Raw genomic sequence first — 25,049 nt, 5'->3', positions numbered from 1 at the left:
CCCGCAAAAAAAGAAAAGCCCCGAAAGGGGCTTTTCCTTTGCATGCGCCGCAAGGGCGCATGGTTTGGGTTACTGCTGTTCGACGCCAGCCTTCTTGAACAGTTCGCCCCACTGCGGGACTTGCTGCTTGACCTTGGCTTCCAGGGCTTGCGGGTTCGCTTCGGCCGTCAGCACCGTCGCGCCCAGCTGCTTCATGCGTTCCTGGAACTTGGGATCGGCCAGGCCGGCCTGCAGGCTCTTGACCAGCTTGTCCACGACGGGCTTGGGCGTGCCCTTCGGCACCCACATGCCATGCCAGATGCCCACTTCGAAGCCCTTGTAGCCGGATTCGTCCATGGTCGGCAGGTTCGGCAGCGTGGGGACGCGCTTCAGGCTGGTGACGGCGTAGGCCTTCACCTTGCCGCTGTCGATCTGCTGGGTGGTGTTGGTGGTCTGGTCGCAGAGCAGGTCCACCTGCTTGCCCAGCAGGTCGTTCATGGCGGGCGCGGTGCCCTTGTAGGGGATGGTCAGCAGCTGTACGCCCAGGGCCTCGACCAGCATGGTGCCGCACAGATGGCTGGCGGCGCCGATGCCGGCGTTGGCCAGGGACACCTTGTCCTTGTTCTGTTTGACGTACTCGGCCAGTTCCTTGATGTTGTTGGGCGGGAAGTCCGAACGCGCGATGATGGTCATCGGCACGTCGACCACCAGGCCGATGGGTTCGAAGCTCTTGTAGGGGTCGTACCCCGGATTCTTGTACAGCGAGGGCGCCGTCGAGAAGCCGGCGTGCATCAGCAGGACGGAGTAGCCGTCAGGCTGGGCGCGCGCCACCTGGGTCGTGCCGATGGTGCCACCGGCGCCGCCCTTGTTCTCGACCACGACCGTCTGGCCCAGACTCGGCCGCATGGCTTCCGCGAGCGAACGCGCGACGTTGTCCGTCGGGCCGCCGGCGGCGAACGGCACCACCATGTTGATGGGGCGATCCGGGTATTCGGCTTGGGCGGCGCCGGCTGCGAGCATGGCGCTGGCCGCGAGCAAGGCCGAAAGCGTGCGGGGGATGAGGGTCATGGAGTCTCCAATTGCAGGGTTTTGCTTGCTGCGATTTCGTTGTTGCGCGCTGACTTATGGGTTTATTTGTCTGTCATCAGCGTGAAAGCAGTTTAGAAAACAATTGATACGACGTCACTTCGGGTATTTCCCGAATCCTGGGAAACCTTTGTGCTGGATCAAACCCGGGACAAAGCATGCACCGTCAAAGTGCAATTCTTTGTTGCGTCGCACAAAAACTCCTTGACAAGGATTTTTCCCGGCCTAGAATGTCAATTGTGCAGTGCATCAAACGGGCCGGCGGTAGCTTGTAGTACCAGTTTCCGCGCACGTTTCTATAGTTCGTCGCAGACAACCATTCCTTACTTGCCGGACAGCCTCCGGCTACCCATGGAGCATCCTATGAGCGCTATCCCGCAACAAGTCCTGGACCGTCAAAAGGCCAGCATCAACACCATCGTGGCCGCCCAGTCGGCCGTGTTCGCCGGCTTCGAAAAGCTGGTCGAACTGAACCTGAAGGTCGTTCGCGCCACCCTGGACGAAGTCGCCCAGAAGTCGCAGCAAGCCGCTGAAGTCAAGGATCCGCAGGAAGCCGCCGCTTTCGCCTCGGGCCTGCTGCAGCCGGGCGCTGAAAAGGCCATGGCTTACACCAAGCATGTGTACGACATCGTTGCCGGCGTGCAGACCAGCCTGGTCAAGCTGACCGAAGACCAGATCGCCGAAGGCCAGCAGCAGCTGAGCGAAGCTGTCGACCAGTTCTCCAAGAACGCCCCGACCGGCTCCGAAAGCGCCGTTGCCCTGATCAAGTCCTCGCTGGCCACCGCGACCAGCGCCTACGATTCGATGACCAAAGCCGCCAAGCAGGCCGCCGAAGTCGCCGAGTCGAACCTGAATGCCGCCGCCAACGCGACCTTCAAGGCTGCCACGGATGCCGCCGACGCCGCCACCAAGGTTGCCAGCCGCAGCCGCCGCAGCGCCTAAGTTTTTGGCGCGCAGGGCTGCGCAAACCGCAGTTATGTAGTACTGTTGAGTGACAGAGCAGAGCTGGAATTAGGGCCACCCACCGGGTGGCCCCTTTTTTTTGCCTGCTTTTTTCGCTGCGGGGCCGGCGGATGCCGGCCGTGCTTGCCTAGCGCGCCACGGCGCGCACGCACTCGCCCACCAGCGCCGGGCCGCGGTAGATCAGGCCGGTGTAGAGCTGCACGGCGTCGGCGCCCGCGTCCATCTTTTCGCGGGCCTGGCGGCCCGACATCACGCCGCCCACGCCGATGATGGCCAGGCTGCCGCCCAGCTTCTCCTTCAGGCGGCGGATGACCGCCAACGACAATTCATGCACCGGGGCGCCCGACAGGCCGCCTGCTTCCTCGGCATGCGGCTGGCCGGTGACGGCGTCGCGCGAAAGCGTGGTGTTGGTGGCGATGACGCCGTCGATGCCATGGCGCGGCAGCGTCTCCGCGATGGAATCGATCTGCTCGTGCGTCAGGTCCGGGGCGATCTTCACCGCCATGGGTACGCGCCGCTGGTGCTTGTCTTCCAGCATGCGGCGCTTATCCGCCAGTTGCGCCAGCAGGGCCGACAGCTCGTCGCCGCCTTGCAGTGCGCGCAGGTTCTTGGTGTTGGGCGAGGAAATATTCACCGTCACGTAGTCGGCATGCGGATATACGCCTTCCAGCCCGATCAGGTAGTCGTCCGCGGCGCGCTCGATGGGCGTGTCCGCATTCTTGCCGATATTCAGTCCCAGGATGCCGCCTTGCTTGCGCCAGGTGCTGCGCTGCACATTGGCCAGGAACGCTTCCAGGCCCTGGTTGTTGAAGCCCAGCCGGTTGATCAGCGCATTGGCGCGCGGCAGCCGGAACATGCGCGGCTTGGGGTTGCCCGGCTGCGCGCGCGGGGTGACCGTGCCCACCTCGATGAAGCCGAACCCCAGGTTGCCCAGCGCGTCGATATAGGCGCCGTTCTTGTCCAGGCCCGCGGCCAGCCCGATCGGGTTGGCCAGCTGCAAGCCCATCAGCGTGCTCGGCGCCTTTGGCTGCGCGTGCATGAGCTTGCGCGTGGCGCCGCATTCATAGGCGCGCTGCAGGCCCGACAAGGTGACTTCGTGGGCGGTTTCCGCGTCCATGGCGAACAGCGCCGGGCGGGCCAGGGGGTAGGCGTGGAAGAGGATAGACATGGGGCGGAATTGTAGAGCGAATTTTGCCGGCCCTGCGCCGCCCCAGGCGCTCCAAAGGAGGGGCGGATCAGGCGGGCGGCAACGCGGGCTGCTCGCCCCACACGCCGTCGACCAGGAACTGGGCCGGGTGGAAGCTGGATTTGTACGACATCTTGCGGCTGTCGGCGATCCAGTAGCCCAGGTACAGCCAGGGCAGGTTCAGCGTCCGGCATTGTTCGATCTGCCACAGGATGCTGTAGGTGCCCAGGCTGCCGGCAATGTCGGGATCGTAGAAGGTGTAGACGGACGAGAGGCCGTCGTCCAGCACGTCGATGATGGACACCATGACCAGCTCGCCCGTCTCGTCGCGGAACTCGACCAGACGGGTGTTGACGCGGCTGGTAAGCAGGAATTGCGCATATTGCGTGCGGCTGTCCTCATCCATGCCGCCGCCCGGATGGCGGCCCTGCTGATAGCGCGTGTAGAGCCGATAGTGCTCGGGCGACCAGGCCAGCTCGGCCACGAACGACTGCAGACCCTGGTGGTCGCGCCAGGCGCGGCGCTGGCTGCGATTGGGCGCGAAGCCCGCCGTATCCACCCGCACCGGAATACAGGCGTGGCAGTTGTCGCAATGGGGCCGGTAGGTGAACAGCCCGCTGCGCCGAAAGCCTTGCTCCACCAGTTGCGAATACGTGCCTGCGTTGATCAGATGACCGGGCGCGGCGACCTGCGACCGTGCCTGGCGACCCGGCAGATAGCTGCAAGGGTACGGAGCGGTGGCGTAGAACTGCAGGGTGGAGAAGGGGAGTTCTTTGAGCTGGCTCATCGGAGGTCCCGCAATGCGGCGGCAGGCCCGCAAGGGGAGTGGCTACATATTAACGCCGAACCCCGGGCCCGATGCTGTGTCGGGATGCAAGCGGCCGGCGCTGTCCAGCGTGCCCCGGGCCCACGCGACGGCGGGCTGTGCAGTGGCAGTGCGCACATGCTGCAGGAAGGCGGCGCGCGGGATAGGGCGCGCGCCCAGGCTGGCCAGGTGGCGCGTCTGCTGCTGGCAGTCGATGCGTTGCACGCCTTGCGTGGTCAGGTAGCGCACCAGATAGGCCAGCGCAATCTTCGATGCGTTGGGCGCGCGGGTGAACATGGATTCGCCGAAGAACATGCGGCCCAGGCTGATGCCGTAGAGGCCGCCGGTCAGTTCGCCGTCGATCCAGGTTTCGATGCTGTGCACGTAGCCGGCCTCATGCCAGGCGCGATAGGCCTGCTGCATGGCGGCGGTGATCCAGGTGCCGGGCTGACCGTCGCGCGGCGCGGCGCACTGCGCCATCACCTCCGCGAAAGCGGTATCCACGCGCACCTGCACGCGCGGCGCCGCGGACTGCTCCTGGCTGGCGATCTGCCGCAGCAGCTTGCGCAGCGAATGCGAGGGAGCAAAGTCCTTCACGGCCAGCACCATGCGCGGATCGGGGCTCCACCACAGAATGGGCTCGCCCTCGGAGTACCACGGGAATATGCCGTTGGAATAGGCCTCGATCAGCCTGGGCGTGGACAGGTCCGCGCCCGCCGCAAGCAGGCCGTCGGGATCCGCAAGCGCAAACTCCGCGGGCGGAAAAGGGGTGTCGACGGCGAGCCAGGGGAGTTTCAACGGTGCGATTCTAGGGTGTAGTGGTGGGGGGGATACACGCCCAGCTTGCGGTCTTCGAAGTAGTGCCGCAGCGTCGTGGCCACGGTGCGGAACGCCAGGTCGTCCCAGGGGATCTCGGACTCGTCGAAAAAACGGGCCTCGAGGCTTTCGGGACCGGGGTCCAGCGCGTCCGACAGCGCGTCCGCCAGGTAGAACACGTGCACTTGGTCGATCTGCGGCAGGTCGATGATGGTGTAGAGCTCGCCCAGCTTGATGCGCGCGCCGGATTCCTCCAGCGTTTCGCGGGCGGCGCCCTGCGCCGTGCTTTCGCCCAGCTCCATGAAGCCGGCGGGCAGGGTCCAGGTGTTGTAGCGCGGCTCGATCGCGCGCCGGCACAGCAGGACGCGGTTGTTCCAGACCGGCACCGTGCCGACCACCAGCCTTGGGTTCTGGTAGTGGATCGCGCCGCAGTGATCGCAGATGTCGCGTTCGCGGTTGTCGCCTTCGGGAACCCGGCGGCTGATGGGCGAGCCGCATTGGCTGCAGAAATGCGAACGGCGCGGCGCGGGGAAGTATTCGAGGGGCGATTTTGCGGTCATGGGTACGATTCTAACGGCTGCGGCGGGGGCTGGCGCGCCGGCCCGGAACGGCCGGGGAGGGGGCGCCGAAGCGGCCCTCCAGATGCTCCACGAAGGATCGTACCTTGGGCGACAGGAAGCGCCGGTGCGGGTAGACGGCGTACATGGAGATCGGGGTATGGGCGTAATCGGCCAGCAGCGCGACCAGACGGCCGGTACGGATGTCGTCGCCCACCAGGAAATCGGGCTGCAGGATGATGCCGTGCCCGGCCAGCGCGGCGGTCCGCAGCACGTCGCCGTTGTTGGCCCGCAGGGCAGCGTTCACGCGCACCAGATGGGTCACGCCGTCTTTCTCGAAATGCCATTCGTTGCCGGTGCTGGCATAGGCGTAATGCAGGCAGCGATGCTGCTTCAGTTCTTCCGGAGTCTGCGGCGTGCCGTGGCGCTGCAGGTAGTCAGGGGCGGCGCAGACCCGCAACTGTTGCGGCGCCAGCGGCCGCGCGACCAGCGAGGAATCCTGCAGCGGACCGATACGCACCGCCACGTCGTAGCCGTCCTCCACCAGGTCCACCAGACGGTCGTTCAGGTCCAGGTCGATGATCACGTCGGGGTAGCGCTGCAGGTACTCGGCAATGGCGGGTCCCAGGTGCAGGATGCCGAACGACACCGGCGCGCTCACCCGCAGCCGGCCGCTGGGCCGCTGGCCCTCGGCCTGCAGCGACAGTTCCAGGTCCGCCACCTCGGCCAGGATGGGCCGCACACGTTCGTAGAAGGCGCGTCCGGTGTCTGTCATGCTCAGCTTGCGCGTGGTGCGGTTCAGGAGACGCACGCCGTACTTCTGCTCCAGATAGGCGATCTGGCGCGTGACCACGGAGCGGGCCTGGCCCATCTTGTCGGCCGCGGCCGCGAATGAGCCCAATTCCACGACCTTGGCATAGGTCTGCATGGCGATGTGCGTGTCCAAGATTGTTTCCTATCGGGGAACAATAATTTGCAATTCTGCATGTTTATCTTTGTTTTTGGAATCGCAAGAATAACGCTCATCAAGAATCTTCCCATCCTGGGCGATTCCCCTACCGCTCTAGGAGAGTGCAATGGTTGATACCCGTACCGCGCCCTATGCCGCGCTGCTGCTGCGCGTGGCGCTCGGCGTCATGTTCCTGGCCCATGGCCTGACCAAGCTGCTGGTGTTCACGCTGCCCGGCACCGCGCAGTTCTTCGCCAAGATCGGCGTGCCTGCTTGGCTGGCGTATCCGGTGACGTTCTTCGAGATCATCGCCGGCATCATGCTGATTCTGGGTGTTCTGCCGCGCTGGGTGGCCATCATCTCCGTGGTGCAATTGTTCGTGGCTGCGACCGTGCATTTCGGCAACGGTTGGGGTTTCAGCAACCCCGGCGGCGGCTGGGAATACCCGATCTTCCTGAGTGTGGCGGCCGCTGTGTTGCTGCTGCTGGGCGATGGCAAGTTTGCGCTGGTCAAAAGCTGGCGCGGCTGATCGCTGCGCGCACCAGTCTGTCTACCGCCACGGACGTGGCCGACAGGACGGCCGGCCCATAGAATGGCCCGGCCGTTTTCCATTTCCGGAGTATCCATGTCCTTCACGAAGTCATACCTCAAGCGCGCCGCTGCGGCGGCCATGCTGGCCCTGGCCCTGTCTCCCGCCGTCCATGCTTCCGCTGAGCAGGAAGCCGCCAACAAGGCGGCCGTGCTGGCCTTCTACGAGAAGGGCCTGAACCAGAAGGACGCGGATGCGGCGTTGAAGTACGTCGGCGACCGCTATGTGCAGCACAACCCGAATGCCGCGGACGGGCCCGAAGGCTTCCGCAAGTTCATCGCTTTCCTGCGCGACAAGTTTCCGCAGTCGCGCAGCGAGATCAAGCGTGTCTTCACCGATGGGGACTATGTGATCCTGCACGTGCACGCGGTGCGCCAGCTCGGCGACCGCGGCAGCGCCATCATCGACATCTTCCGTCTGGAGCAGGGCAAGATCGTGGAGCACTGGGACGCGGTGCAGCCCATTCCCGAGCAGTCCGCCAATCCCAACGGCATGTTCTGAGCGTGCCGTTCAGGCGCGGGGATTCGCTTCGAAGCCCAATTCCCGCGCCACATCCTTTTGCGCGATCAACGCCAGCGGCGCGGCCGCATAGATTCCGGGCAGGACGGCGTGGATTGCGCTGCCGGCCGCAAGGTCTGCCAGCGCGTCCAGCAGCGGCGCGCCGTCCGCCGTGGCCATCTTCTCCAGGAGCGGCTGCAGATCGCGGTCCAGCACGATGCCGGCGCCCAGAGGCGTCATTGCATACAACTGTCCTGCGTCGTCCAGTTTCCAGCCATCGACCGAATCGATCGCCACGTTCGTGTGCGTGAGCAGTCGGCGGTTGTCGTCGCTCAGCCGCAGCACATAGGGCGCGGCGTCCAAGCGCAGGAACACGCGCTGCGGGCCATTCTGGAAGAACCAGCGGCCCGCGTCATCGTGTTCATAGTTGCGGTTGATGAATTCCAGGATCTGGGTATTGGTGATGGATTCACCCGGGCCGCCCTTTGCCGCAAGGCCCTGCGGATGCAGGCGCCAGCGGCCGCGCGCGTCCAGCGACAGCCAGCCGTATACCGCCGGCACGTCGGGCCAGCGGGCTAGCGCGTCCTTCACCGATTGATCCATGTTCAGGGGCGGATGATGATGGGAGGCGGGTTGATGACAATGGCGGGCGCCGGCATCACGGCCACCGGCTGCGGCACCTGCACATAGCCGTGGCGGTAATCATCCCGGCATTTGCGCTTTTCCTGGTAGTCGCCATTGCGTTTCCATTTGCGCTCGACCTTACAGGCGCCGTCCCAATATTGTTCCTTGTACTCGCGGCCGTGGCGATGGCGGTGCTTGTCCGAGTCGGCCTGCGCGGCAAGCGGGGCCAGCGTGAGCAACGCCGCCGTGGACAGCGTCAGCAGCGCGGAGGAGGGACGGGCTCGAGAGTTCGGAATGGTACGCATGGTATCCATCATCAGTTGCAAACGGCGTCACCATAGCAATCATTTGATTGACGGCGCGTAGGGATGCGTAACGAGATGCTGGGGAAAGCCGCCATCGTACCTGAGCGGCCGATTGACGAAGCGGGGCGGTCGCGGCGTACGTCTTTGACGACGGAGGAATGAACGGCATCATTTTGTTTTACGAGAGGCAAGAAGCAGCGTAAAACTTGAACATTCATTTCCACCCGACGAGTCCCGCACATGAAGATTGCGATCCTGGACGACTGGTTCGATACCCTGCGACGCCTGCCCTGCTACGCGCTGCTGCGCGATCACGAGGTCACCGTCTGGACGGATCACGCGGAAGATGCCGATGTGCTCGCGCAGCGCCTGGCCGATACAGAAGCGCTGGTCCTGATCCGCGAACGCACCACGATACGGCGCGAACTGATAGAGAAGTTGCCCAAACTGCGCCTGATCAGCCAGCGCAGCGTCTATCCGCATATCGACGTCCCCGCATGCAGCGAGCACGGCGTCCTGGTCTGTTCCGACCTGCATGCCGATACGCCTTCCTATGCCGCCGCCGAGCTGACCTGGGCGCTGGTGCTGGCCGCCATGCGGCAGCTGCCGCAACAGGTCGAGTCCATGCGCCAAGGCCATTGGCAATGCGGCGTGGGTCACACTGTCCGCGGCAAGACCATGGGCATCTTCGGCTATGGCCGCATCGGCCGGGTGGTTGCCGGCTACGCGCGGGCGTTCGGCATGCGCGTGCTGGTCTGGGCCCGCCCCGAGTCGCTGCAGCGCGCGCGCGAGGAAGGCTACGAAGTCGCAAGCTCCCGGCAGGAGTTCTTCGCCTCCTGTGACGTGCTGTCGCTGCATATGCGCCTGGTTCCCGCCACCAAGGGTATCGTCACCGCCGCGGATCTCGCGGCCATGAAAGAGGGATCGCTGTTCGTCAACACCAGCCGCGCCGGACTGGTGGAACCCGGCGCCCTGGTGCAGGCGTTGCGCGCCGGCCGTCCGGCCATGGCGGCGCTGGACGTATTCGAACAGGAGCCCCTGACCGACACGGCGAATCCGCTGCTGCAGATGCCCAACGTCTTGTGCACGCCCCATATCGGGTATGTGACCTATGAGGAATGGGATCTGCAATTCAAGGACGTGTTCAACCAGATCCTTGCCTATGCGGCGGGCAAGCCCGTGAACATGGTGAATCCGCAGGCGGTGTCACCATGAACGCATCGCTCGAACGCTTGGTCAGGCAGCTCGATCTGGATGATGCGGGCAATGAACGGCTGCGCCTGGCTTTCGGCCGCGCCTGTGCGCAGCGGGTCGAGCATCTGCTCGAAGAGCAGGAGGCCGTGGATTGCCTGGCGAGCCTCGGCCGTTATCTGGACGGCGCGATCGGCCGTGAACCGCTGCAGCAGGCGGCCGCCGAGGCTGCGCGCCTGGCGAACCGGCATCAGGGATCGAAATCCCTGGACGGCTGCGGCCATGCCGCGGTGTCCGCGACCTATGCGGTCGCCAGCGCCCTTGCCGGCAAGGCGTTGCGCGCAGCCGAATACGCGGCCTACGCCGCGGTCTACGGTCAGGGCGGTTACGGCGCCGTGTCGGATCCTGAATCGTTCGAAGCGGAGTTCGCCTGGCAGACGGGATGCCTGGAGTCCTTGGCTGCAGTCAAGGCTGACTAGCCCGTGTCGGGGCAATCGCGCGGCGGCTCGCCGTCCGCAGCCCGTCATTGCTGATCCGGAAAAACAAAAACCCGCAGAGTTTCATCTGCGGGTTTCAGGAAATCGCTGGAGGCGCAAGCCGGAATCGAACCGACGTACACGGATTTGCAATCCGCTGCATAACCACTCTGCCATTGCGCCAGCACTTGCAAGAAAAAAGGAAGCGCGGTGTTGGCCGTTGCTTCCTTTTTGTATTTGGAGCGGGAAACGAGACATTTACTAGGCGCGTAAGTCGTTGTTTCCCGAACACTTTCTTCGCCGAGGTAGCCAGCGAAGACCTAGATTATAGCCTAGTTTTTCGCCTCCGCCAACAAGATCGTCCAAAGAGTTCCACTGGCGTCCATAGACCCGCACTCTGCACACCGGACCCACACTCGTCACAACGTCGTCAGCGACGGTCTCGAACTGGCCCGCCTGCGCCCCTGCTCTCGGTGCCCGCACCTCTACCGCGATGACGTCCAGGCCGCCCCTCTCGGTGCTGGCTCAGTTCGGATGCCAGCATACGAGCCGTATGCACCGCGCATTGCGTAGCTCGGCCGCGCAAATCATGCAGGAAGAACGCGCACCCTAGCCGTGGCGCGTCAGCGCGCGATTCTTTGTCGCTATATCAGGATGCTGGGCAAGCATGACAGGCTGGGCGTTCACCGCGTCCTTGTGGACGCCGGGCAGCGATTACGAGCCCTTCGCGCCTCGTGAAACCGCTGGCATATCAGGCCATACCCAAACGGTTTTGCGAAGATCGCCGCTACTTATGACGCTGCTACTGTGCGCGTCACTTTCGAGTCTGCCAGCGGAGGCTCGACCATCTTGCGACTCACTGAATTCTTGCACATCGAGCACACGACGGCTACCTGCAACACAAGCCGGTGAGAAGTACTCAGGCCCCATGACGAAGCGGACCTCGGGGCCCGCTTCATGCACAGACAACACGCCAACCTTCCGGCTGGCGCCAAAGGAGTCGGCCATGTAGTTCTCCTGGAAGGAGATGGGAGCATGAACAACAATGCACCAACATCAAAGGTGTTCTACCGCCCGATCGAAGCCTCCATACGCTGGGCCGGGCTGCTGCGGTTCGAGCAAGTCATCCTGGCCTCGATTTCGTCGCCGAGAGACCTGCCACTGTCGCTGGACTGCCCGCGCTGGGGCGAACTGAGGCTGTACACCGACCGCATCTACGACGGCATCCTCAATGGAGAACTGCCCTTCGGGCAGAACGGCATCACGACACGCGATACCGCACTGATCGACGCCCCTGATCTGACGGTGCGCCACGTCGATCTGAAGCGCTGGATGCACGAGCACTATCCCGAGCAGCGGCCCGGCTTTCTCTTCTCCCGCAGCGAGCGCATCGCCCATCCCTTCATCTCGTTGGAGACTGGCCAAGCCATGCTAGTCGAGCGCTTGGCCCTCAAATCCGCCCTGGAGCAGTGCAAGCATCAACTGCGCGAACTGCAAGACAAGCACGACGCGCTACTCAAGCAGTCCACGGTGATTCCTGCATGCGCCCAGTGCCCGATCAGCGACCGTGCCGAGGCCACCTACCTGCACATCATCGGCACGATGCTGGAACTGATGCTCGGTCAATCCCCGTCGGGCACACCGTACTCCAGCTTCAACAGCCAGGAAGCCATCGCTACCGCGATGATCGCGCATCACGGCGAACTCATGGGCATTACCGATCGCACGCTACAAGCCAAGTTTGCGCAGGCCCGCCGCAAGCTACGGTCCGCCGTCTCCTGATATTTGCAAGCCCGTATCTGCGGTCGCGGAAACCGCATTTACGGTGGTCTGGGACAGAAGCCGACATTTGAATAGGTGTCACGCCAACAAACGCCACTGAGCGTTCAGGAGTGACCGCCATGTCGCAAGCACCTGTACTGCCGCCCAACGAGCGCCGCATCCTGCGCCTGGAAGAAGTCGAAGCGAAGTCCGGCTTCAAGCGCGCCCACCTCTACAACCTGATGCGCGCCGGCAAGTTTCCCAAAGCGTTGCGCCTGGGCGTGCGCGCCGTCGGCTGGGATTCCATCGAAATCGATCAGTGGATCGCCGAGCGCGTCAACAACCGGGCCTGACCCGTTCTCCCGCGGACTTCCCATCCTCACACGGAGAACGCCATGCAGGTTGTATCCATTGTCTCAACCAAAGGGGGCGTCGGTAAAACGACCACGGCCGCCAACCTGGGCGGACTCGCTGCCGATGCGGGGCTGCGCGTGCTGCTGCTCGACCTCGACGTGCAGCCCACCTTGTCCTCGTACTACGAGCTGGCCCACCGCGCGCCCGGCGGCATCTATGAATTGCTGGCCTTCAACGAGCGCGACCTCGGCCAGCTCGTGTCCCGCACGATCATCACAGGCCTTGACCTGGTGCTCTCCAACGACCACCGGGGCGAGCTGAACACCTTGCTGCTGCACGCGCCGGACGGACGCCTGCGACTACGGCACCTGCTGCCGGCACTGACTCCCCTCTACGACCTGGTGCTGATCGACACCCAGGGCGCACGCTCGGTGACGCTGGAGATGGCGGTGCTCGCCTCCGATCTCGCGTTGTCACCCGTGACCCCGGAGATCCTCGCCGCCCGCGAACTGCGGCGCGGCACCATGCAGTTGCTGGAAGATATCGCGCCGTACCGGCACTTGGGCATTGAGCCGCCGCCGCTGCATCTACTCATCAACCGGGTCCACCCGGTGTCGGCGAACGCCCGGCTGATCCAGCAAGCCCTGCGTGATTTGTTCCAGGACCACACCGGCATCCGCGTGCTGGCCACCGACGTGCCGGCGATCGAAGCCTATCCGCGCGCCGCGACGCGCGGCCTGCCGGTGCATCGGGTCGAGTACCGCCAGCCACCGGGCAGAGTCGCCCCCGCCGCGCTCGACACCATGCGCGGCCTCGCTGGCGAACTGTTCCCGCAATGGCAGCACCGATTTGCCACGGTGTCCGGCCGCCCGCCATTCCCTCTTGATACCGGGAGGTCCCATGGCGAACGCACATGAACTAGCCCGAGGCCACAAACGGCTGCGCGCCCTGATCGAGTTCGCTGTCGGTGAAGGCTGGCACGTCAAGCGCACGCCGGGCGGCCACCTCAAATTCACCAAGGCAGGCTGCGCCGCGATCTACACCAGTTCGACGGCCAGTGACCACCGGGCTGCCCTCAACGCCCGCGCGCAGATCCGCCGCGCCGAGCGCGAGGCCGGGTCCCCAGCGCAGGGAGGCCGCCATGGCTGAGATGACCTCCCAGCAGATGGCCGGCAAGCTGCTCGCGGCCGGATTCGAGCGCAGCGGCCCGTCCACCTCGGCCTTGAGCGACCCGATCGCCGACACGCCCATGGTCGTGACCCTGGACCAGTTGCGCCCCTACGACCACGATCCCAGGAAGAAGCGCAACCCGGCCTACGAGGACATCAAGGCGTCCATCCGTGAGCGCGGCCTGGACGCGGCACCGGCCATCACCCGGCGCCCGGGCGAGGACCACTACATCATCCGCAACGGCGGCAACACGCGCCTGGCGATCCTGCGCGAACTGTGGTCGGAGACCAAGGACGAGCGGTTCTTCCGCATATCGTGCCTGTTCCGTCCGTGGCCCAGCCGCGGCGAAGTCGTGATGCTGACCGGCCACCTGGCCGAAAACGAACTGCGCGGGGGCCTGACGTTCATCGAGCGCGCCCTCGGCGTCGAGAAGGCGCGCGAGTTCTACGAGCAGGAAAGCGGCGCCGCGCTGAGCCAGTCCGAGCTGGCCCGCCGCCTCGCCGCCGATGGCTTCCCGGTCCAGCAGTCGCACATCAGCCGGATGAACGACGCGGTGCGCTACCTGCTGCCGGCGATCCCGACCGTGCTCTATGGTGGGCTCGGCCGCCACCAGGTCGAGCGCCTGTCGGTCATGCGCAAGGCCTGCATGCTCGCGTGGGAGCGCTACGCCAAGGGCCGCATGCTGGTACAGGACTTCGACGACTTCTTTCAGGAGGTGCTGTCGCAGTTCGACACGCAGGCCGACGAGTTCGCCCCCCAGCGCGTGCAGGACGAGCTGATCGGCCAGATGTCCGAGCTGCTCGGCATCGACTACGACGTGCTGGCGCTCGACCTCACCGAATCCGAAAGCCGCCATCGCGCCCTGGTCAGCGATCCGACCCCGCCATCGGCGCCGCCCGCGCTGCCTGAGCCTGGCACCATGGCACACCCGCCCGCCGCATCAGCCCCATCAGCCCCGACGCCGGCGGTCACGCCTGGGTCGCGCGACCGCGAGGCCGGCTCGGGGGCGGACGGCTCGCCCGCAGGAAGCCCTGTGGCGGCTCCTGGTGATCTGCTGCAGGGGCACATCGTTTCGCCTGCACCGACGACGGAGCGGCTGCAATCCATTCAGCGGATGGTCGCCGACGAGCTGGGGGATGCGCTGCCCGACTTCTCGGCCAATGTCTTGCAGTCCATTCCCGTCCAGGCAGGCGGTCTCTACCCGATTTCCGACGTCTGGCACATCGACGCGGGCCTGGACACGCCTGATCGCCTGCGCATCCACATCGCGCAGTTCGCCCGCGAGATCGCGGGCGAGGCAGGCCTTGATCAGTGCATCGAGGAACGCGCGGACGGTGTTGGCTTCGCATGCCATGCCAGCGCGCAGCCCCCATCACCGCAGGGCCGCGCCGTGCTGGCATTGCTGGCGAGCCTGGCAGGCCAGAGCTTCACCGATGCCGATCTGGACGGCGGGCAGCTTGCCTCCGATCTGCCGGCGCTGCTGCACGGCCAAGGCGATGCGACACGCCGCTTGAGCGACACCGCGCTGGTCAAGCTGTTCCGATTGCTGCGCCTGGCCCGGCGCCTGCTGGACCTGGAATCCGGTGCCGCAGGCCCTGGAGCATGAAGGAAGGAGACCAGCATGTCCGCCCCGCACCCGCTCAATCAGGCCGTCATCGCCCAGGCGCTCTACGACCTGCGCAACGGCCAACTGCGCCGCTGCAAGGCGATGGGCTTCAGCGAGGCCGAGCTGGATGCGCTCAAGCATCCCGCCATGGTGAGCGTGCTGGCCAACGCCAATGTCTCGTGGTGTTCCGTGTCCGTGAACCGTGAGGTGCTCCGGCGTCTGCTCTCGCAGGCGCAGGACGTGGAGAAGGAAATCGCGACCGTCGATCGCATGTTGCGACTGGGGGCCAGCACGGAGATGGTCAGCCGCTTCTATGGCCTGACCCATCAGGAAGTCGCCCTGCGCCGTGAGGTGCTGGGCCTGCCCAAGCGCAAGGGGCGTCACCCTGTCCTGGACGAGAAGCAGGACGTCGAACTGTGGCGGCGCTGGAAAGCCATCACCAGCAGCAGGAATGTGGACCTGGAGGACGAGACCTCGATTCTCGACGCGGCCATGGACCTCGCCGAAGGCATGGATTTGCCGCTGTCGGTGGTCTGGGCCGCGATCAAGTCGTGGGTCGATCAGGGATTGGGTTGAGCCATGGCCGTGGACGACACCGCACCACGCCATGGCCCCGTCGCACTCGCTGACCTGTTCGACGCGGCGCTGAAAGACCTTGCGCCCAGGCCCAGCCCGCCCACAACCATACCTGCGCCGTCACCTGCGACACCGGCCGCATCCGGCGATGCGTTCCTCTTCAGCGGCAACCGGCATGAGACCGTACCGCGGCGGCTGTTCCTCGATCGCCGCCTGACGCCGCTGGAGCGCAACGCCTGGCAGGTGTTCCGGCTGATGCTCAACGACGACGGCGTGACCGCATTCCCCACCTATGAGCAGTTGCGGCCCTGGCTGGCCTCGATGCCCTGCGCCGGGCAGGCCTCGCACGAAACCGTGGCGCGAGCCCTGACGCTGCTGAGGCTGACCCGATGGCTGAGCCTGGTGCGGCGACGGCGCGACGCCAAGACCGGTCGCATCCTCGGCAACCTCTATGTCCTGCACGACGAGCCGCTGACCCCCTTTGAAGCGATGCAGCTCGACCCGGACTACCTGCAACTGGTCAGCCAGGCGCTCGGCCATTCGGCCAAAGCCGTGCAGATCGTGGGCCTGCACACCCTCAAGGAAATCGGCGAAGACCCGATGCTGGCCGGGCGCACCCTGCCGTCGAGGCTGCAAGTCCTGGCCGAACGCTTCGCCAGCCAGAGCGTCGGAGCGCACAAAAGTTATCCACAGGAGGACGCCACGCACGAATCCGAAGAAGGGCCGACGAGCCTTCTTCGGAATCCCGATGACCCCACTTCGGAATCCGAAGCAGGGTCGAAACCCGCGCCAGACGCCTCTCTTCGGAATCCGAAGCAGGCCCGTACAGTACGTAGTAGTCGTATGAATGAAGTACGTACTACCGCGCAGGCGCAGGCGCGCGCGCTGGGCGACCTGCAATGGCCCAAACGCTTCGCGGAACTGAAGGCAGAGCAGCAGACAGGTGCGCGGGTGGCATTGCAGCAGGTCGATGCCGCGCTGAGGCAGGCCGTGCTGGACGAATGGGCCGCACGATGCAGCAGCCACGGCATCCGCAATCCTGCGGGGTATCTGTTCGGCATCATCCAGCGGGCCATCCATGGCGAGTTCAACGCCTGGGCCAAGAAAGACGCGCCATCGGCACACGCTCCACCCAATGAGCGGCCACCACCAGCACCGCCACCATCCCAGCCGCAGGGCAAGCCGGTGCCGCCAGAAGTCGCCAGGCAGCACATCGAGCGGCTGCGCAACCTGCTCGCCGGCAAGTGAGCGGGCCTGCGAGGCGGTGAAGTGGATGCCCGTGGCTTCCAGTAGAGCTATCCCCAGGGGATAGTTCCACTGACAGCTACGACGTCGAACCGCTGCACGCTGGGCCTCGATCGCCTGCCGCGGGATCGGCCCTGTCCATGCTGATCCAGGCATGCAGCGTTTCTTGGCGCTCCATGGCGCTATCCCCAGGGGATAGCTCGCGACGCATGCACCCGCCGCCCCCTGAACCGGGGACGGGCGGGTTTCGGTTTGTTGACTGACTGCCTTCCGCCACCTGCCGAAGCTGTCCGCTCTTTTCCAACAACGAGCGGACGCCATGGCAACCACCAACGAACCCTTGCAACTGAATCTCGGCTCCTTGCGCAGCGCGATGTCGCTGACGCTGCACACGCACCATGCCTCGCGCATCTGGCACGGCCGCACCGCCGCCGAAGGGCGACCGGGCATCGTCGGCCTGAACGGCTACATCGCCCAGATGAACAAGATGCGGCGCGGCTCGGAGCAGGACGACCCGTACAGCGACTTCTGGATGCTGCGCATCGAGGACAAGCTCGAACAGACGAAGGCCACGCTGCAATCGCTGCGCGAGCAGGTGGACCAGGCCCTGGCGAGCGTGCCGCCGGCACTCACCCTGGGCGAGAACCTCAACGTGCAGCCCGTCAAGCTGCCGCTGTTCGTCAATGCGCAGTTGGGCTTTGCCGCGGTGTACCTGCTGGCCGACTACGACGACATCGCCCGCAAGCTGATCCTCGCGCACCACACGGCGTTGATCGATCGCTCGACGCTCGAACGCTGGCTCAACGAAGGCGCGCATGCGCTGCGCAGTCTTTTCAGCTTGGCCCAGCAGTTCCGCTACTCGGGCTGCACCCGCGACGACTTCGCCGCGAAGAATGCCGCAGCGCGGGCGGCGCTGGAGAAATTCGGCGAACTGCCGCAGGACGTGCTGGAAGGCACGCGCCGCTCGAAGTTCGCGCCGCCGATCGTGCGCCGTGGCCTGCAGCAGCGCAGTGACGGTCCTGCCGCAGCCGCATCGCCCAGCGACGAGGCCGCCACCACCGAGGCACCCGAGGCCACCACGGGCGAGGACGCACAGGCATGAGCGCCCCGAACTGCGACACCCGCTACTTCCGCCCCCTGCAACAGACCGCCTTCATGCGGCTGGAACACGCAGGCTCTCAAAAAGGCCTTTTAAGGCCTTTTAAGGGTAAAGGGGACTTGGAGGCCTGGGCCAGCCAGTGCTTCGCCATGCGCGACGAGTTGATTGGCTTGGCGCAGCGACAGGTGCTGCAACAGGCCCTCGGGCATCCCTTCCACCTGCTGCCCATCGAACTGGCCCAGCAGACCACTGGCGCAGGCACGGTGTTTCTGCGCTGGCGTAAGCACGACAGGTCAGCCATGGGCGTGGCCCTGTGGCAGGAGCTGATGGCGAGTACCAGCACGCCGGTCAACCTCCTGGCCGACCTGCACGCGATCGAGCTTCAGCGCATCACGCTGAACATGCAGATCAGCCTGTTGCACACCTTGGGCAGGCAGGCCCAGGAGTGCGCCAGCAAGGCCGCCGAGGCGGAAGACGCCTACCTGCGCCGGCTCAAGTCCACGCCACCCGCCATGCGCGATCGGTGATCGCGCCGGGCACTCCAGCACGCGCCCGTCGCCGACCAGGTGCGGGTTTTTCAACCACCACGGAGATTGCAACATGAGCACGCATTTTTCTGGCGAGGGCAACATCGGCTCGCCCCCCGAGTACCGGGAGTTCCCCAACGGCAACGACGAGCCCAGCCGCCTTCTGCGCCTGAACGTCTATTTCGACAACCCCATTCCCAAGAAGGATGGCAGCTTCGAGGACCGCGGCGGCTTCTGGGCGCCGGTGGAAATCTGGCACCGCGACGCCGCGCACTGGAAGGACCTCTACCAGAAGGGCATGCGCGTGCTGGTCCTCGGCCGGATGGAGCGCGAACCCTGGACGGACAACGAGGATCAACCGCGCGAGACCTGGCAGATCAACGCGCGCAGCGTTGGCATCCTGCCGTTCCGCATCGAGTCCGTGACCCTCAGCCCGAGGCAGCAGGAACCAGCGCAGGAGGCGCAGCCGAAGCCCCAGGCCGCCCAGGAACCGACCGCGCCGAAGGAGCCGAAGCGCAGGAAGTGACCCGGCATGGGGCGGCGGCAGTCGTCGGTCGCCCCATGTCCTCGCGAGCTATCCCCAGGGGATAGCTCCATCAACGTCCACCGGCGTCCACACGCCCCAAAAAAACGCGGCTCCCGGCCCGCACATCCCCGGCCGCACGCCACTCCCGTCCCCTCCATCCCATCCCGTGAAAGTGGTCGCCACCGCATGCGGCTTGTTTGCTGCTGCCCCTGGTGGTGCTCGGCATCCTCGATTCCAGCAACTCAATGAACCACGGAAATCGGATGGACGGACATGCGGCTGTTCTTGTGCGAGAAGCCCTCCCAGGGCAAAGACATTGGCCGGATTCTCGGCGCGACACAGCGCGGTGAAGGCTGTTTCAGCGGCTCCGGCGTCACCGTCACCTGGTGCATCGGCCATCTCGTAGAAGCGGCAGCCCCCGAGGTCTATGACGCGGCGCTCAAACGCTGGTCACTGGAGCAGTTGCCCATCATTCCCCAGCAGTGGCGGGTCGAGGTCAAACCGAAGACCGCCACGCAATTCAAGGTCGTCAAGGCGCTTCTGGCGAAGGCGACCCATCTGGTCATCGCCACCGATGCCGACCGCGAGGGCGAGTTGATCGCCCGCGAAATCATCGACCTGTGCGGCTACCGCGGCCCCGTCGAGCGGTTATGGCTGTCGGCGCTTAACGATGCGTCGATCCGCACCGCGCTCGGCAAGCTGCGGCCGTCGGCCGACACGCTGCCGATGTACTACTCGGCGCTGGCGCGCTCGCGCGCCGACTGGCTCGTGGGTATGAACCTCAGCCGGTTGTTCACGGTGCTCGGGCGTCAGGCCGGCTACGACGGCGTGCTGTCCGTCGGCCGCGTCCAGACGCCGACCCTGAAGCTCGTCGTGGACCGCGACCGCGAGATCACGGCCTTCAAGTCGGTGCCGTTCTGGGCCATCGACGTGTCCCTGTCCGCGAGCGGCCAGCCTTTCAGCGCGCAATGGGTTCCGCCCGATGGCTGCACCGACGATGCCGGCCGCTGCCTGCAGCAGCCCATCGCCCAGCAGGCCGCGCAGCAGATCCGCGCTGCGGGTGCCGCGCAGGTGCTGTCGGTCGAGACCGAGCGCGTGCGCGAAGGCCCACCACTGCTGTTCGACCTGGGCACCTTGCAGGAGGTTTGTTCCAAGCAGCTTGGGCTGGACGTGCAAGAAGCCCTGGTGATCGCCCAGGCCCTGTACGAGACGCACAAGGCTACGACGTACCCACGCTCCGACTCGGGCTACCTGCCCGAAAGCATGTTCGCGGAAGTGCCGACTGTCCTGGACAGCTTGCTCAAGACCGATCCCTCGCTGCGCCCGATCATGGGCCAGCTCGACCGCTCGCAGCGCTCTCGCGCCTGGAACGATGGCAAGGTCACGGCGCACCACGGCATCATCCCGACGCTCGAACCCGCGAACCTCTCCGCCATGAGCGAGAAAGAACTGGCGGTGTACCGGCTGATCCGCGCGCATTACCTGGCGCAGTTCCTCCCTCACCACGAGTTCGACCGCACGATCGCCGAGCTGTCCTGCGGCCAGCAGAAGCTGGTGGCGACCGGAAAGCAGGTGGCCGCCCAGGGTTGGCACCTGGTGCTGGCCGAGCCGCAAGCGGACGAGGACGGGGAAACCACCGCGCGCAGCCAGGTACTCCCCGCGCTGCGCGAGGACCTGGCATGCCAAGTGGCCGAGGCCGAAGTCAAGGCGCTCAAGACGCTGCCTCCGAAGCCCTACACCCAGGGCGAACTGGTCAAGTCGATGAAAGGCGTGGCGCGCTTCGTGACCGACCCGCGCCTGAAGCAGAAGTTGAAGGACACGACGGGCATTGGCACCGAAGCCACGCGCGCCAACATCATCACCGGCCTGCTGACGCGGGGCTATCTCGTGAAGAAAGGACGCTCCATTCGCGCATCGGATGCGGCATTCACGTTGATCGACGCCGTGCCCGCGGCGATTGCCGACCCCGGAACCACCGCCGTGTGGGAGCAGGCGCTCGACATGATCGAGGCCGGACAGCTCACCCTGGATGTGTTCATCGGCAAGCAGGCCGCATGGATTTCGCAACTGATCGTGCAGTACGGCAGCACCTCGCTGTCCATCAAGGTTCCCCAGGGTCCCACTTGCCCGCAGTGCGGCGCACCAACGCGCCAACGCACCGGCAAGACCGGCCCCTTCTGGTCGTGCAGTCGCTACCCCGACTGCAAAGGCACGCTGCCGGTCGAAACCGGCACGTCCAAGCGCGGTGCCTCGCGCCCGCGCACTAGCGGCCGCAAGGGCTCCTGACCGACCCCGCTCCCCGAGAGCCGTGCCCGCCATCGGCGGCGTGGCCCATGTCCCGCATGCCCTGCGGGACGCCCAGCGCGCAACGCCTTCTCTTGTCCGTGTGCGCGTCCCGCCCGGCCGTCCCCGGCCGCGGGACCTGAAGGTAGCTTCTCCGCGAACCATGTCCGGGGTTTCCCGGCGCGTTCTGCTGATCTGCATTCTTCCGCCTCTGCGAAGGGTCCCCCGATGGCTTGCCATGCTGCGCGAGCCACCCGGAGACCCTTCATGGTCAGCGGTATTCGACGCCGTGCCCAACGGCGAAAAACTGGGCTCCTTTTGTGCGCGGATGTGCGCCAGAAGATGCCGGCGTCAACCACGACATGCGCCGGGTGCGATTGCTGACAGCAGACGGTTCTAGCGACGACCGGGCCTGCAACAGCCCACGGGTGGTTCCGTCCTCCCAAGCCGAAGGCCGCTGGGCCTTCGGCGCCTTTCTCCTGCCGATCAACGTCCCGGCCCGGCCACACGGTCCAGGGCCACACGAACAGGAGACCCGACATGAACCCGCAACCTCGCACCCCATGCGGTGCGCCCCAGGCCGCGCCACTGCTGTACGGCAGCGTGTGCAGCGGCATCGAGGCCGTGAGCCTCGCCTGGCAACCCCTCGGCCTCGAAGCCGCGTGGTTCGCCGAGATCGAGCCGTTCCCGAGCGCCGTGCTCGCCCACCGCTATCCCCGCGTGCCCAACCTGGGCGACATGACCGCGATCGCCCGCCAGGTGCGCGCCGGCACCGTGCCGGCACCCGACATCCTGGTCGGCGGAACCCCTTGCCAATCCTTCAGCGTCGCCGGTGCCCGTCAGGGCCTTGCCGATCCGCGCGGTGCGCTCACCCTCGCTTACGTGGAGTTAGCAAATGCCATCGACGAAATCCGCCACCAAGACGGCCGCCCGGCGGCCACGCTCGTCTGGGAAAACGTCCCCGGCGTCCTCAACGACCGCAGCAATGCCTTCGGGCATTTCTTGGGGGCACTGGCCGGAGAAAGCCGTGCGCTCCAGCCGCCAGGGGATCGGTGGGCGCACGCTGGTTGTGTGTCTGGACCCCGCCGCCGCATCGCCTGGCGCGAGCTCGACGCTCAATATTTCGGTGTCGCCCAACGCCGCAAGCGCGTGTTTCTTGTGGCAAGTGGTGGAGATGGCCTCGATCCCGCAGAAGTACTTTTGGGTTCACCCCCGTTTTCACGGACACTTACAAGAAGGCCGATCGAGGCCATGAGGAGTGTTCATGTCAAAGCGTCGTAAGTTCAGTGCCGAGTTCAAGCGTGGTGCGGTGGAGCAAGCCAGTCGGCCAGGTGTCAGCTGCGCCCAGGTAGCCCGTGAGCTGGGCATCCGTGACAGCCTGCTGACTCGCTGGAAGCGGGAGGCACAGGCGGTGGGAAAAGCCGCCTTTGTTGGCACCGGTAGCCCGCGTGACGAGGAGGTTGCCCGGCTCAAGCGCGAGTTGGCCAGGATCACCAAGGAGCGGGATTTTTTGCGCGAAGCGGCGACGTTCTTTGCCAAGGGATCATCCTGAGGTATCAGGTGATCGAACGTTGCCGCGATGAGTTTCCGATTCGCCTGATGTGCCGCTGCCTGCGGGTATCGACCAGTGGCTACTACGACTGGAGCAAGCGACTGCCCAGTGCTCGACAGCACGACAACGAGCGCTTGCTGAGCCGTATCCATGCGCTGCACCAGGACAGCCGGGGCACGCTGGGGGCCGGCCGCATGCAGGAGGATCTGGTCGAGGAAGGGTTGATGGCCAGTCGGAACCGGGTTGCCCGATTGATGGCGGCAGCGGGCCTGCAGGGCTGGCCACGCCCGAAACGGCGTGGCCAGCGCGCTCAACCGACACTGACGCCGCCGGGCGTGCGCAACCTGCTGGAGCGTGATTTCAGCGCCCTGGAGCCGGAAACCAAGTGGGTGACCGACATCACCGAGATCAAGACCCAGCAGGCCAAGCTGTATCTGTGCGTCGTGCTGGACCTGTTTGATCAGCGCATTGTGGGTTGGTCCATGCACCACCGGCAGGACCGGCAGATGGTGATCAGGGCCGTGCAGATGGCGGTTTGGCAGCGTCAGGAGCAGCATCCGCTGATCCTGCATTCCGATCGCGGCAGCCAATTTCGTAGCGGTGATTACCAGGATTACCTGGCCGCCAATGGCCTGCTCTGCTCGATGAGTGCGGTGGGGCATTGTGGCGACAATGCAGCCTGCGAGGGCTTTTTCGGATTGCTCAAGCGCGAGCGGATCTATCGCACAACGTATCCCACACTCGATGCCGCCCGGTCCGATGTGTTCGAATATATCGAGCGCCGCCACAACCCCAGGATGCGACGGCGCCGGGTCAAGCAGGACCAGAAGTTTTCAGCCCTTTCCAAACAGTCCGTAATTTCGGGGTAGAACCCTTTTGAGCGCGCAGGCCTGCTCGGGGATTCTTGTGCGGGCAGCGCGCCGTGGCAAGAAGCTGCCTGCGATGCTGGACCGGGTGCTGAAGCAGCAGGCGCATGCGCAGGACTTGCAGGATTTGCTGGACTGAAGCAGCCCTACGGCAAGGTCACCACGACGTTCGGGTTCAGCGGCGGCACCGGCCCCGTCGATGTGGCCGCATGCCTGATGGCCGCTGGCCCCAAGCACGACATCCGCACCGAGACGTTCATGGTGCAGTCGGTCGCCGGCAGCATCGCCCACACCCTCGACACCGCCAACAACGGCAAGGGCAGCAGCGAGGACGGCACCGGCAAGGGTGTTCCGATCATCGCTTTCACCGCCCAGGGCAGCGGCGCGGATGCCACGCTCGACCTGACGCCGACGCTGCTGTGAACGCGCAAAAGATGATGTCCCTCCGGGGCTCTTCGGCGCTCGAAATAGGCAAAAGAAGATGACCCCGTACCCACAGAAGACGTCCCCAGTTCGCAATCGGCGACAGTTGACGTCCCTGGTTTCTGAAGTGGCGTCCAGGTGGACCGACGAGCAGCTCGCGCCTCGACCCCTGAGCGCCGTCCGCGGCTCAATCTCAGTTCCACCTCGAGGCCCGCTAGTACCCTTCGAGTCGTCGATCGAGCGCGACTTCCTGATGTTTTGCAGGACGAGCCATCGCGTCACCGCCGTTCACGCCCAACGCCTGGTGATTGATTTCCAGGATGTGAAGCGCGGAGCCGCTCGTCGATACACGCCTGATTTCGTGGTGGAGGTCGCAGCCGATGCTGGGCTCTCCTGGCGAAGGGCGGTCGTTGAGGTGAAGACCCATCGCGATCTTTGGCGCTCCCGCAGGCTGATGCGCGCGCCCTATGCCGCCGCGCGAACGTGGGCGGCGGGGCAAGAAGGCACGATCTTCCGAGTGGTGACCGACCGGATGATGAGCGGCGAATGGTTGTCCAGCACCCGGTTGTTGTCAGGCCACCTCGACAAGCCTTTCGATGTGCAATTCGAGCAGGATTGCGTCGCGTTCCTGCAACAACGTGACAGCTACCGCATCAGCGAGATTCTCGCGCTGGCGCAACAACGAGGTCTTAATCCTCAAGCTCTACTGCCCGTGCTCTACCGTATGGTCGCGCGAGGCCAACTCTCCCTCGACCGCGGTCAGCCGATTGGACCTCAGACGTGGGTTGCCGTTGTTGGATCGCAGAAGCGACTATGAGGCGAAGCGCGCACTACCCGGGCCAGGGGCGCCGCTCGACATTTCGACGATGGATGAGGCGCAGGTCGCCGAAGCCGAGCGCCGGCGCGACATCATCGCGCGCCTGGAAGCCGGCGGTCGTTTCGACAGCGCGACCGTGGAGGCTGCCGCCGCCGAGTTCGGAGCCAGCAAGCGGCAATTTAACCGCTACCGCAAAAGCCTCCGAAATACCGGCGCGCTG

26 protein-coding genes, 1 tRNA gene and 2 pseudogenes are annotated in these 25,049 nt (G+C 65.3%); 20 read left to right on the top strand and 9 right to left on the bottom strand.

Translation table 11 applies throughout. The features are described 5' to 3' along the window. Positions 1-69 precede the first annotated feature (69 nt). Positions 70-1,047, bottom strand: a complete 978-nt coding sequence (locus N5C88_RS26120) for a tripartite tricarboxylate transporter substrate binding protein BugD (protein ID WP_059371647.1) — start codon at positions 1,045-1,047, stop codon at positions 70-72. A gap of 381 nt (positions 1,048-1,428) precedes the next feature. Between N5C88_RS26120 and phaP the strand changes: the two genes are divergently transcribed. Beyond that, positions 1,429-2,007, top strand: a complete 579-nt coding sequence (gene phaP / locus N5C88_RS26115) for a TIGR01841 family phasin (RefSeq protein WP_059371648.1) — start codon at positions 1,429-1,431, stop codon at positions 2,005-2,007. A 148-nt stretch (positions 2,008-2,155) separates the two neighbouring features. Here the strand turns inward: phaP and N5C88_RS26110 are convergent, their stop codons facing one another. The 5 genes from N5C88_RS26110 to N5C88_RS26090 all read right to left on the bottom strand — a co-directional run bounded on the left by N5C88_RS26110 (position 2,156) and on the right by N5C88_RS26090 (position 6,338). Next, a complete protein-coding gene (locus tag N5C88_RS26110) occupies positions 2,156-3,196 on the bottom strand; it encodes a quinone-dependent dihydroorotate dehydrogenase (RefSeq protein ID WP_059371649.1) in 1,041 nt (346 codons plus the stop codon). Between the two features lie 67 nt (positions 3,197-3,263). Further along, the gene (locus N5C88_RS26105; protein WP_059371650.1) at positions 3,264-4,001 is read right to left on the bottom strand and encodes an arginyltransferase; all 738 of its coding nucleotides are present in this window, start codon (positions 3,999-4,001) and stop codon (positions 3,264-3,266) included. Positions 4,002-4,043: 42 nt separating this feature from the next. Continuing rightward, a complete protein-coding gene (gene aat, locus N5C88_RS26100; protein ID WP_251877750.1) occupies positions 4,044-4,817 on the bottom strand; it encodes a leucyl/phenylalanyl-tRNA--protein transferase in 774 nt (257 codons plus the stop codon). After that, on the bottom strand, positions 4,814-5,395 hold the full coding sequence (locus N5C88_RS26095; protein WP_059371652.1) for an NUDIX hydrolase: 582 nt from the start codon (positions 5,393-5,395) through the stop codon (positions 4,814-4,816). Before N5C88_RS26095 ends, aat begins: the two co-directional genes overlap by 4 nt. Positions 5,396-5,405: 10 nt before the next feature. Next, positions 5,406-6,338, bottom strand: coding sequence for a LysR family transcriptional regulator (locus tag N5C88_RS26090; RefSeq protein WP_280016533.1), 933 nt, complete (start codon positions 6,336-6,338; stop codon positions 5,406-5,408). A gap of 130 nt (positions 6,339-6,468) precedes the next feature. On the opposite strand from N5C88_RS26090, the gene N5C88_RS26085 reads away from it, so the two are divergent. Further along, the gene (locus N5C88_RS26085) at positions 6,469-6,870 is read left to right on the top strand and encodes a DoxX family protein (RefSeq protein WP_059371654.1); all 402 of its coding nucleotides are present in this window, start codon (positions 6,469-6,471) and stop codon (positions 6,868-6,870) included. A gap of 141 nt (positions 6,871-7,011) precedes the next feature. Then, positions 7,012-7,431, top strand: coding sequence for a nuclear transport factor 2 family protein (locus N5C88_RS26080; protein ID WP_223283230.1), 420 nt, complete (start codon positions 7,012-7,014; stop codon positions 7,429-7,431). A gap of 9 nt (positions 7,432-7,440) precedes the next feature. Here the strand turns inward: N5C88_RS26080 and N5C88_RS26075 are convergent, their stop codons facing one another. Then, positions 7,441-8,031, bottom strand: coding sequence for a DUF2946 family protein (locus tag N5C88_RS26075; protein WP_118932886.1), 591 nt, complete (start codon positions 8,029-8,031; stop codon positions 7,441-7,443). A 2-nt stretch (positions 8,032-8,033) separates the two neighbouring features. After that, positions 8,034-8,357 carry a hypothetical protein gene (locus N5C88_RS26070; protein WP_054451291.1) on the bottom strand — a complete coding sequence of 108 codons (324 nt, stop codon included), beginning with the start codon at positions 8,355-8,357 and terminating at the stop codon, positions 8,034-8,036. Positions 8,358-8,597: 240 nt separating this feature from the next. On the opposite strand from N5C88_RS26070, the gene N5C88_RS26065 reads away from it, so the two are divergent. Then, positions 8,598-9,572, top strand: a complete 975-nt coding sequence (locus tag N5C88_RS26065) for a D-2-hydroxyacid dehydrogenase family protein (RefSeq protein ID WP_059371657.1) — start codon at positions 8,598-8,600, stop codon at positions 9,570-9,572. After that, the gene (locus tag N5C88_RS26060; protein WP_280016532.1) at positions 9,569-10,027 is read left to right on the top strand and encodes a hypothetical protein; all 459 of its coding nucleotides are present in this window, start codon (positions 9,569-9,571) and stop codon (positions 10,025-10,027) included. The genes N5C88_RS26065 and N5C88_RS26060 overlap by 4 nt, the downstream gene beginning before the upstream one ends. Before the next feature lie 106 nt (positions 10,028-10,133). Here N5C88_RS26060 and N5C88_RS26055 read toward each other — a convergent pair. Beyond that, positions 10,134-10,207: transfer RNA gene (locus N5C88_RS26055), tRNA-Cys, on the bottom strand. Positions 10,208-11,059: 852 nt separating this feature from the next. On the opposite strand from N5C88_RS26055, the gene N5C88_RS26050 reads away from it, so the two are divergent. From N5C88_RS26050 to N5C88_RS25980, 15 genes and pseudogenes are all read left to right on the top strand, one after another. Next, the gene (locus N5C88_RS26050) at positions 11,060-11,806 is read left to right on the top strand and encodes a hypothetical protein (RefSeq protein WP_021264257.1); all 747 of its coding nucleotides are present in this window, start codon (positions 11,060-11,062) and stop codon (positions 11,804-11,806) included. A gap of 119 nt (positions 11,807-11,925) precedes the next feature. Further along, entirely contained in the window at positions 11,926-12,138 is a 213-nt protein-coding gene (locus tag N5C88_RS26045; protein WP_021264256.1) for an AlpA family transcriptional regulator, read from the top strand. Positions 12,139-12,180: 42 nt separating this feature from the next. Continuing rightward, positions 12,181-13,056: a ParA family protein gene (locus N5C88_RS26040; protein WP_021264255.1), complete on the top strand. Its 876-nt coding sequence runs from the start codon at positions 12,181-12,183 to the stop codon at positions 13,054-13,056. After that, on the top strand, positions 13,040-13,288 hold the full coding sequence (locus N5C88_RS26035; protein WP_021264254.1) for a hypothetical protein: 249 nt from the start codon (positions 13,040-13,042) through the stop codon (positions 13,286-13,288). The genes N5C88_RS26040 and N5C88_RS26035 overlap by 17 nt, the downstream gene beginning before the upstream one ends. Beyond that, entirely contained in the window at positions 13,281-14,915 is a 1,635-nt protein-coding gene (locus N5C88_RS26030) for a ParB family protein (protein ID WP_023912118.1), read from the top strand. Before N5C88_RS26035 ends, N5C88_RS26030 begins: the two co-directional genes overlap by 8 nt. A 15-nt stretch (positions 14,916-14,930) precedes the next feature. Further along, positions 14,931-15,491 (top strand): DUF2857 domain-containing protein, encoded by a 561-nt coding sequence (locus tag N5C88_RS26025; protein WP_021205172.1) that lies wholly within the window; start codon positions 14,931-14,933, stop codon positions 15,489-15,491. 3 nt (positions 15,492-15,494) lie between these two features. After that, entirely contained in the window at positions 15,495-16,739 is a 1,245-nt protein-coding gene (locus N5C88_RS26020; RefSeq protein ID WP_022580260.1) for an STY4528 family pathogenicity island replication protein, read from the top strand. A 316-nt stretch (positions 16,740-17,055) separates the two neighbouring features. Further along, complete coding sequence (locus tag N5C88_RS26015) at positions 17,056-17,838, top strand: PFL_4669 family integrating conjugative element protein (protein ID WP_021264252.1); 783 nt, start codon at positions 17,056-17,058, stop codon at positions 17,836-17,838. Then, complete coding sequence (locus tag N5C88_RS26010) at positions 17,835-18,362, top strand: DUF3158 family protein (protein WP_021264251.1); 528 nt, start codon at positions 17,835-17,837, stop codon at positions 18,360-18,362. The genes N5C88_RS26015 and N5C88_RS26010 overlap by 4 nt, the downstream gene beginning before the upstream one ends. A gap of 73 nt (positions 18,363-18,435) precedes the next feature. Continuing rightward, positions 18,436-18,888: a single-stranded DNA-binding protein gene (locus tag N5C88_RS26005; RefSeq protein ID WP_021264250.1), complete on the top strand. Its 453-nt coding sequence runs from the start codon at positions 18,436-18,438 to the stop codon at positions 18,886-18,888. A 273-nt stretch (positions 18,889-19,161) separates the two neighbouring features. Next, positions 19,162-21,174 (top strand): DNA topoisomerase III, encoded by a 2,013-nt coding sequence (locus N5C88_RS26000; RefSeq protein WP_280016531.1) that lies wholly within the window; start codon positions 19,162-19,164, stop codon positions 21,172-21,174. Between the two features lie 537 nt (positions 21,175-21,711). Beyond that, positions 21,712-22,371, top strand: a pseudogene (locus N5C88_RS25995) (DNA cytosine methyltransferase); the annotation flags it as partial. Between the two features lie 64 nt (positions 22,372-22,435). Continuing rightward, positions 22,436-23,592, top strand: a protein-coding gene (locus N5C88_RS25990) for an IS3 family transposase (RefSeq protein ID WP_280016530.1) whose coding sequence is annotated in 2 segments (ribosomal slippage) — positions 22,436-22,676 and positions 22,676-23,592 — 1,158 coding nt in all. Because the reading frame shifts where the segments join, the coding sequence is not laid out codon by codon here. 6 nt (positions 23,593-23,598) lie between these two features. Next, positions 23,599-24,006 (top strand): annotated as a pseudogene (locus tag N5C88_RS25985) (DNA cytosine methyltransferase); the annotation flags it as partial. Positions 24,007-24,070: 64 nt separating this feature from the next. After that, complete coding sequence (locus tag N5C88_RS25980) at positions 24,071-24,829, top strand: TnsA endonuclease N-terminal domain-containing protein (protein ID WP_015460533.1); 759 nt, start codon at positions 24,071-24,073, stop codon at positions 24,827-24,829. Positions 24,830-25,049 lie beyond the last annotated feature (220 nt).

The organism is Achromobacter sp. GD03932, assembly GCF_029839485.1.
Classification (GTDB): Bacteria; Pseudomonadota; Gammaproteobacteria; order Burkholderiales; family Burkholderiaceae_B; genus Achromobacter; species Achromobacter bronchisepticus_A.
The sequence above is the reverse complement of the archived record's forward strand: the minus strand, read 5'-3'. Positions and strand labels throughout refer to the sequence as shown.

Excerpts from the sequence above, each read along its gene's own strand:
- N5C88_RS26120 (WP_059371647.1), bottom strand. The coding sequence starts at position 1,047 with ATGACCCTCATCCCCCGCACGCTTTCGGCCTTGCTCGCGGCCAGCGCC.
- phaP (WP_059371648.1), top strand. The coding sequence starts at position 1,429 with ATGAGCGCTATCCCGCAACAAGTCCTGGACCGTCAAAAGGCCAGCATC.
- N5C88_RS26110 (WP_059371649.1), bottom strand. The coding sequence starts at position 3,196 with ATGTCTATCCTCTTCCACGCCTACCCCCTGGCCCGCCCGGCGCTGTTC.
- N5C88_RS26105 (WP_059371650.1), bottom strand. The coding sequence starts at position 4,001 with ATGAGCCAGCTCAAAGAACTCCCCTTCTCCACCCTGCAGTTCTACGCC.
- N5C88_RS26095 (WP_059371652.1), bottom strand. The coding sequence starts at position 5,395 with ATGACCGCAAAATCGCCCCTCGAATACTTCCCCGCGCCGCGCCGTTCG.
- N5C88_RS26085 (WP_059371654.1), top strand. The coding sequence starts at position 6,469 with ATGGTTGATACCCGTACCGCGCCCTATGCCGCGCTGCTGCTGCGCGTG.
- N5C88_RS26080 (WP_223283230.1), top strand. The coding sequence starts at position 7,012 with ATGCTGGCCCTGGCCCTGTCTCCCGCCGTCCATGCTTCCGCTGAGCAG.
- N5C88_RS26075 (WP_118932886.1), bottom strand. The coding sequence starts at position 8,031 with ATGGATCAATCGGTGAAGGACGCGCTAGCCCGCTGGCCCGACGTGCCG.
- N5C88_RS26070 (WP_054451291.1), bottom strand. The coding sequence starts at position 8,357 with ATGCGTACCATTCCGAACTCTCGAGCCCGTCCCTCCTCCGCGCTGCTG.
- N5C88_RS26065 (WP_059371657.1), top strand. The coding sequence starts at position 8,598 with ATGAAGATTGCGATCCTGGACGACTGGTTCGATACCCTGCGACGCCTG.
- N5C88_RS26060 (WP_280016532.1), top strand. The coding sequence starts at position 9,569 with ATGAACGCATCGCTCGAACGCTTGGTCAGGCAGCTCGATCTGGATGAT.
- N5C88_RS26050 (WP_021264257.1), top strand. The coding sequence starts at position 11,060 with ATGAACAACAATGCACCAACATCAAAGGTGTTCTACCGCCCGATCGAA.
- N5C88_RS26045 (WP_021264256.1), top strand. The coding sequence starts at position 11,926 with ATGTCGCAAGCACCTGTACTGCCGCCCAACGAGCGCCGCATCCTGCGC.
- N5C88_RS26040 (WP_021264255.1), top strand. The coding sequence starts at position 12,181 with ATGCAGGTTGTATCCATTGTCTCAACCAAAGGGGGCGTCGGTAAAACG.
- N5C88_RS26035 (WP_021264254.1), top strand. The coding sequence starts at position 13,040 with ATGGCGAACGCACATGAACTAGCCCGAGGCCACAAACGGCTGCGCGCC.
- N5C88_RS26030 (WP_023912118.1), top strand. The coding sequence starts at position 13,281 with ATGGCTGAGATGACCTCCCAGCAGATGGCCGGCAAGCTGCTCGCGGCC.
- N5C88_RS26025 (WP_021205172.1), top strand. The coding sequence starts at position 14,931 with ATGTCCGCCCCGCACCCGCTCAATCAGGCCGTCATCGCCCAGGCGCTC.
- N5C88_RS26020 (WP_022580260.1), top strand. The coding sequence starts at position 15,495 with ATGGCCGTGGACGACACCGCACCACGCCATGGCCCCGTCGCACTCGCT.
- N5C88_RS26015 (WP_021264252.1), top strand. The coding sequence starts at position 17,056 with ATGGCAACCACCAACGAACCCTTGCAACTGAATCTCGGCTCCTTGCGC.
- N5C88_RS26010 (WP_021264251.1), top strand. The coding sequence starts at position 17,835 with ATGAGCGCCCCGAACTGCGACACCCGCTACTTCCGCCCCCTGCAACAG.
- N5C88_RS26005 (WP_021264250.1), top strand. The coding sequence starts at position 18,436 with ATGAGCACGCATTTTTCTGGCGAGGGCAACATCGGCTCGCCCCCCGAG.
- N5C88_RS26000 (WP_280016531.1), top strand. The coding sequence starts at position 19,162 with ATGCGGCTGTTCTTGTGCGAGAAGCCCTCCCAGGGCAAAGACATTGGC.
- N5C88_RS25980 (WP_015460533.1), top strand. The coding sequence starts at position 24,071 with ATGACCCCGTACCCACAGAAGACGTCCCCAGTTCGCAATCGGCGACAG.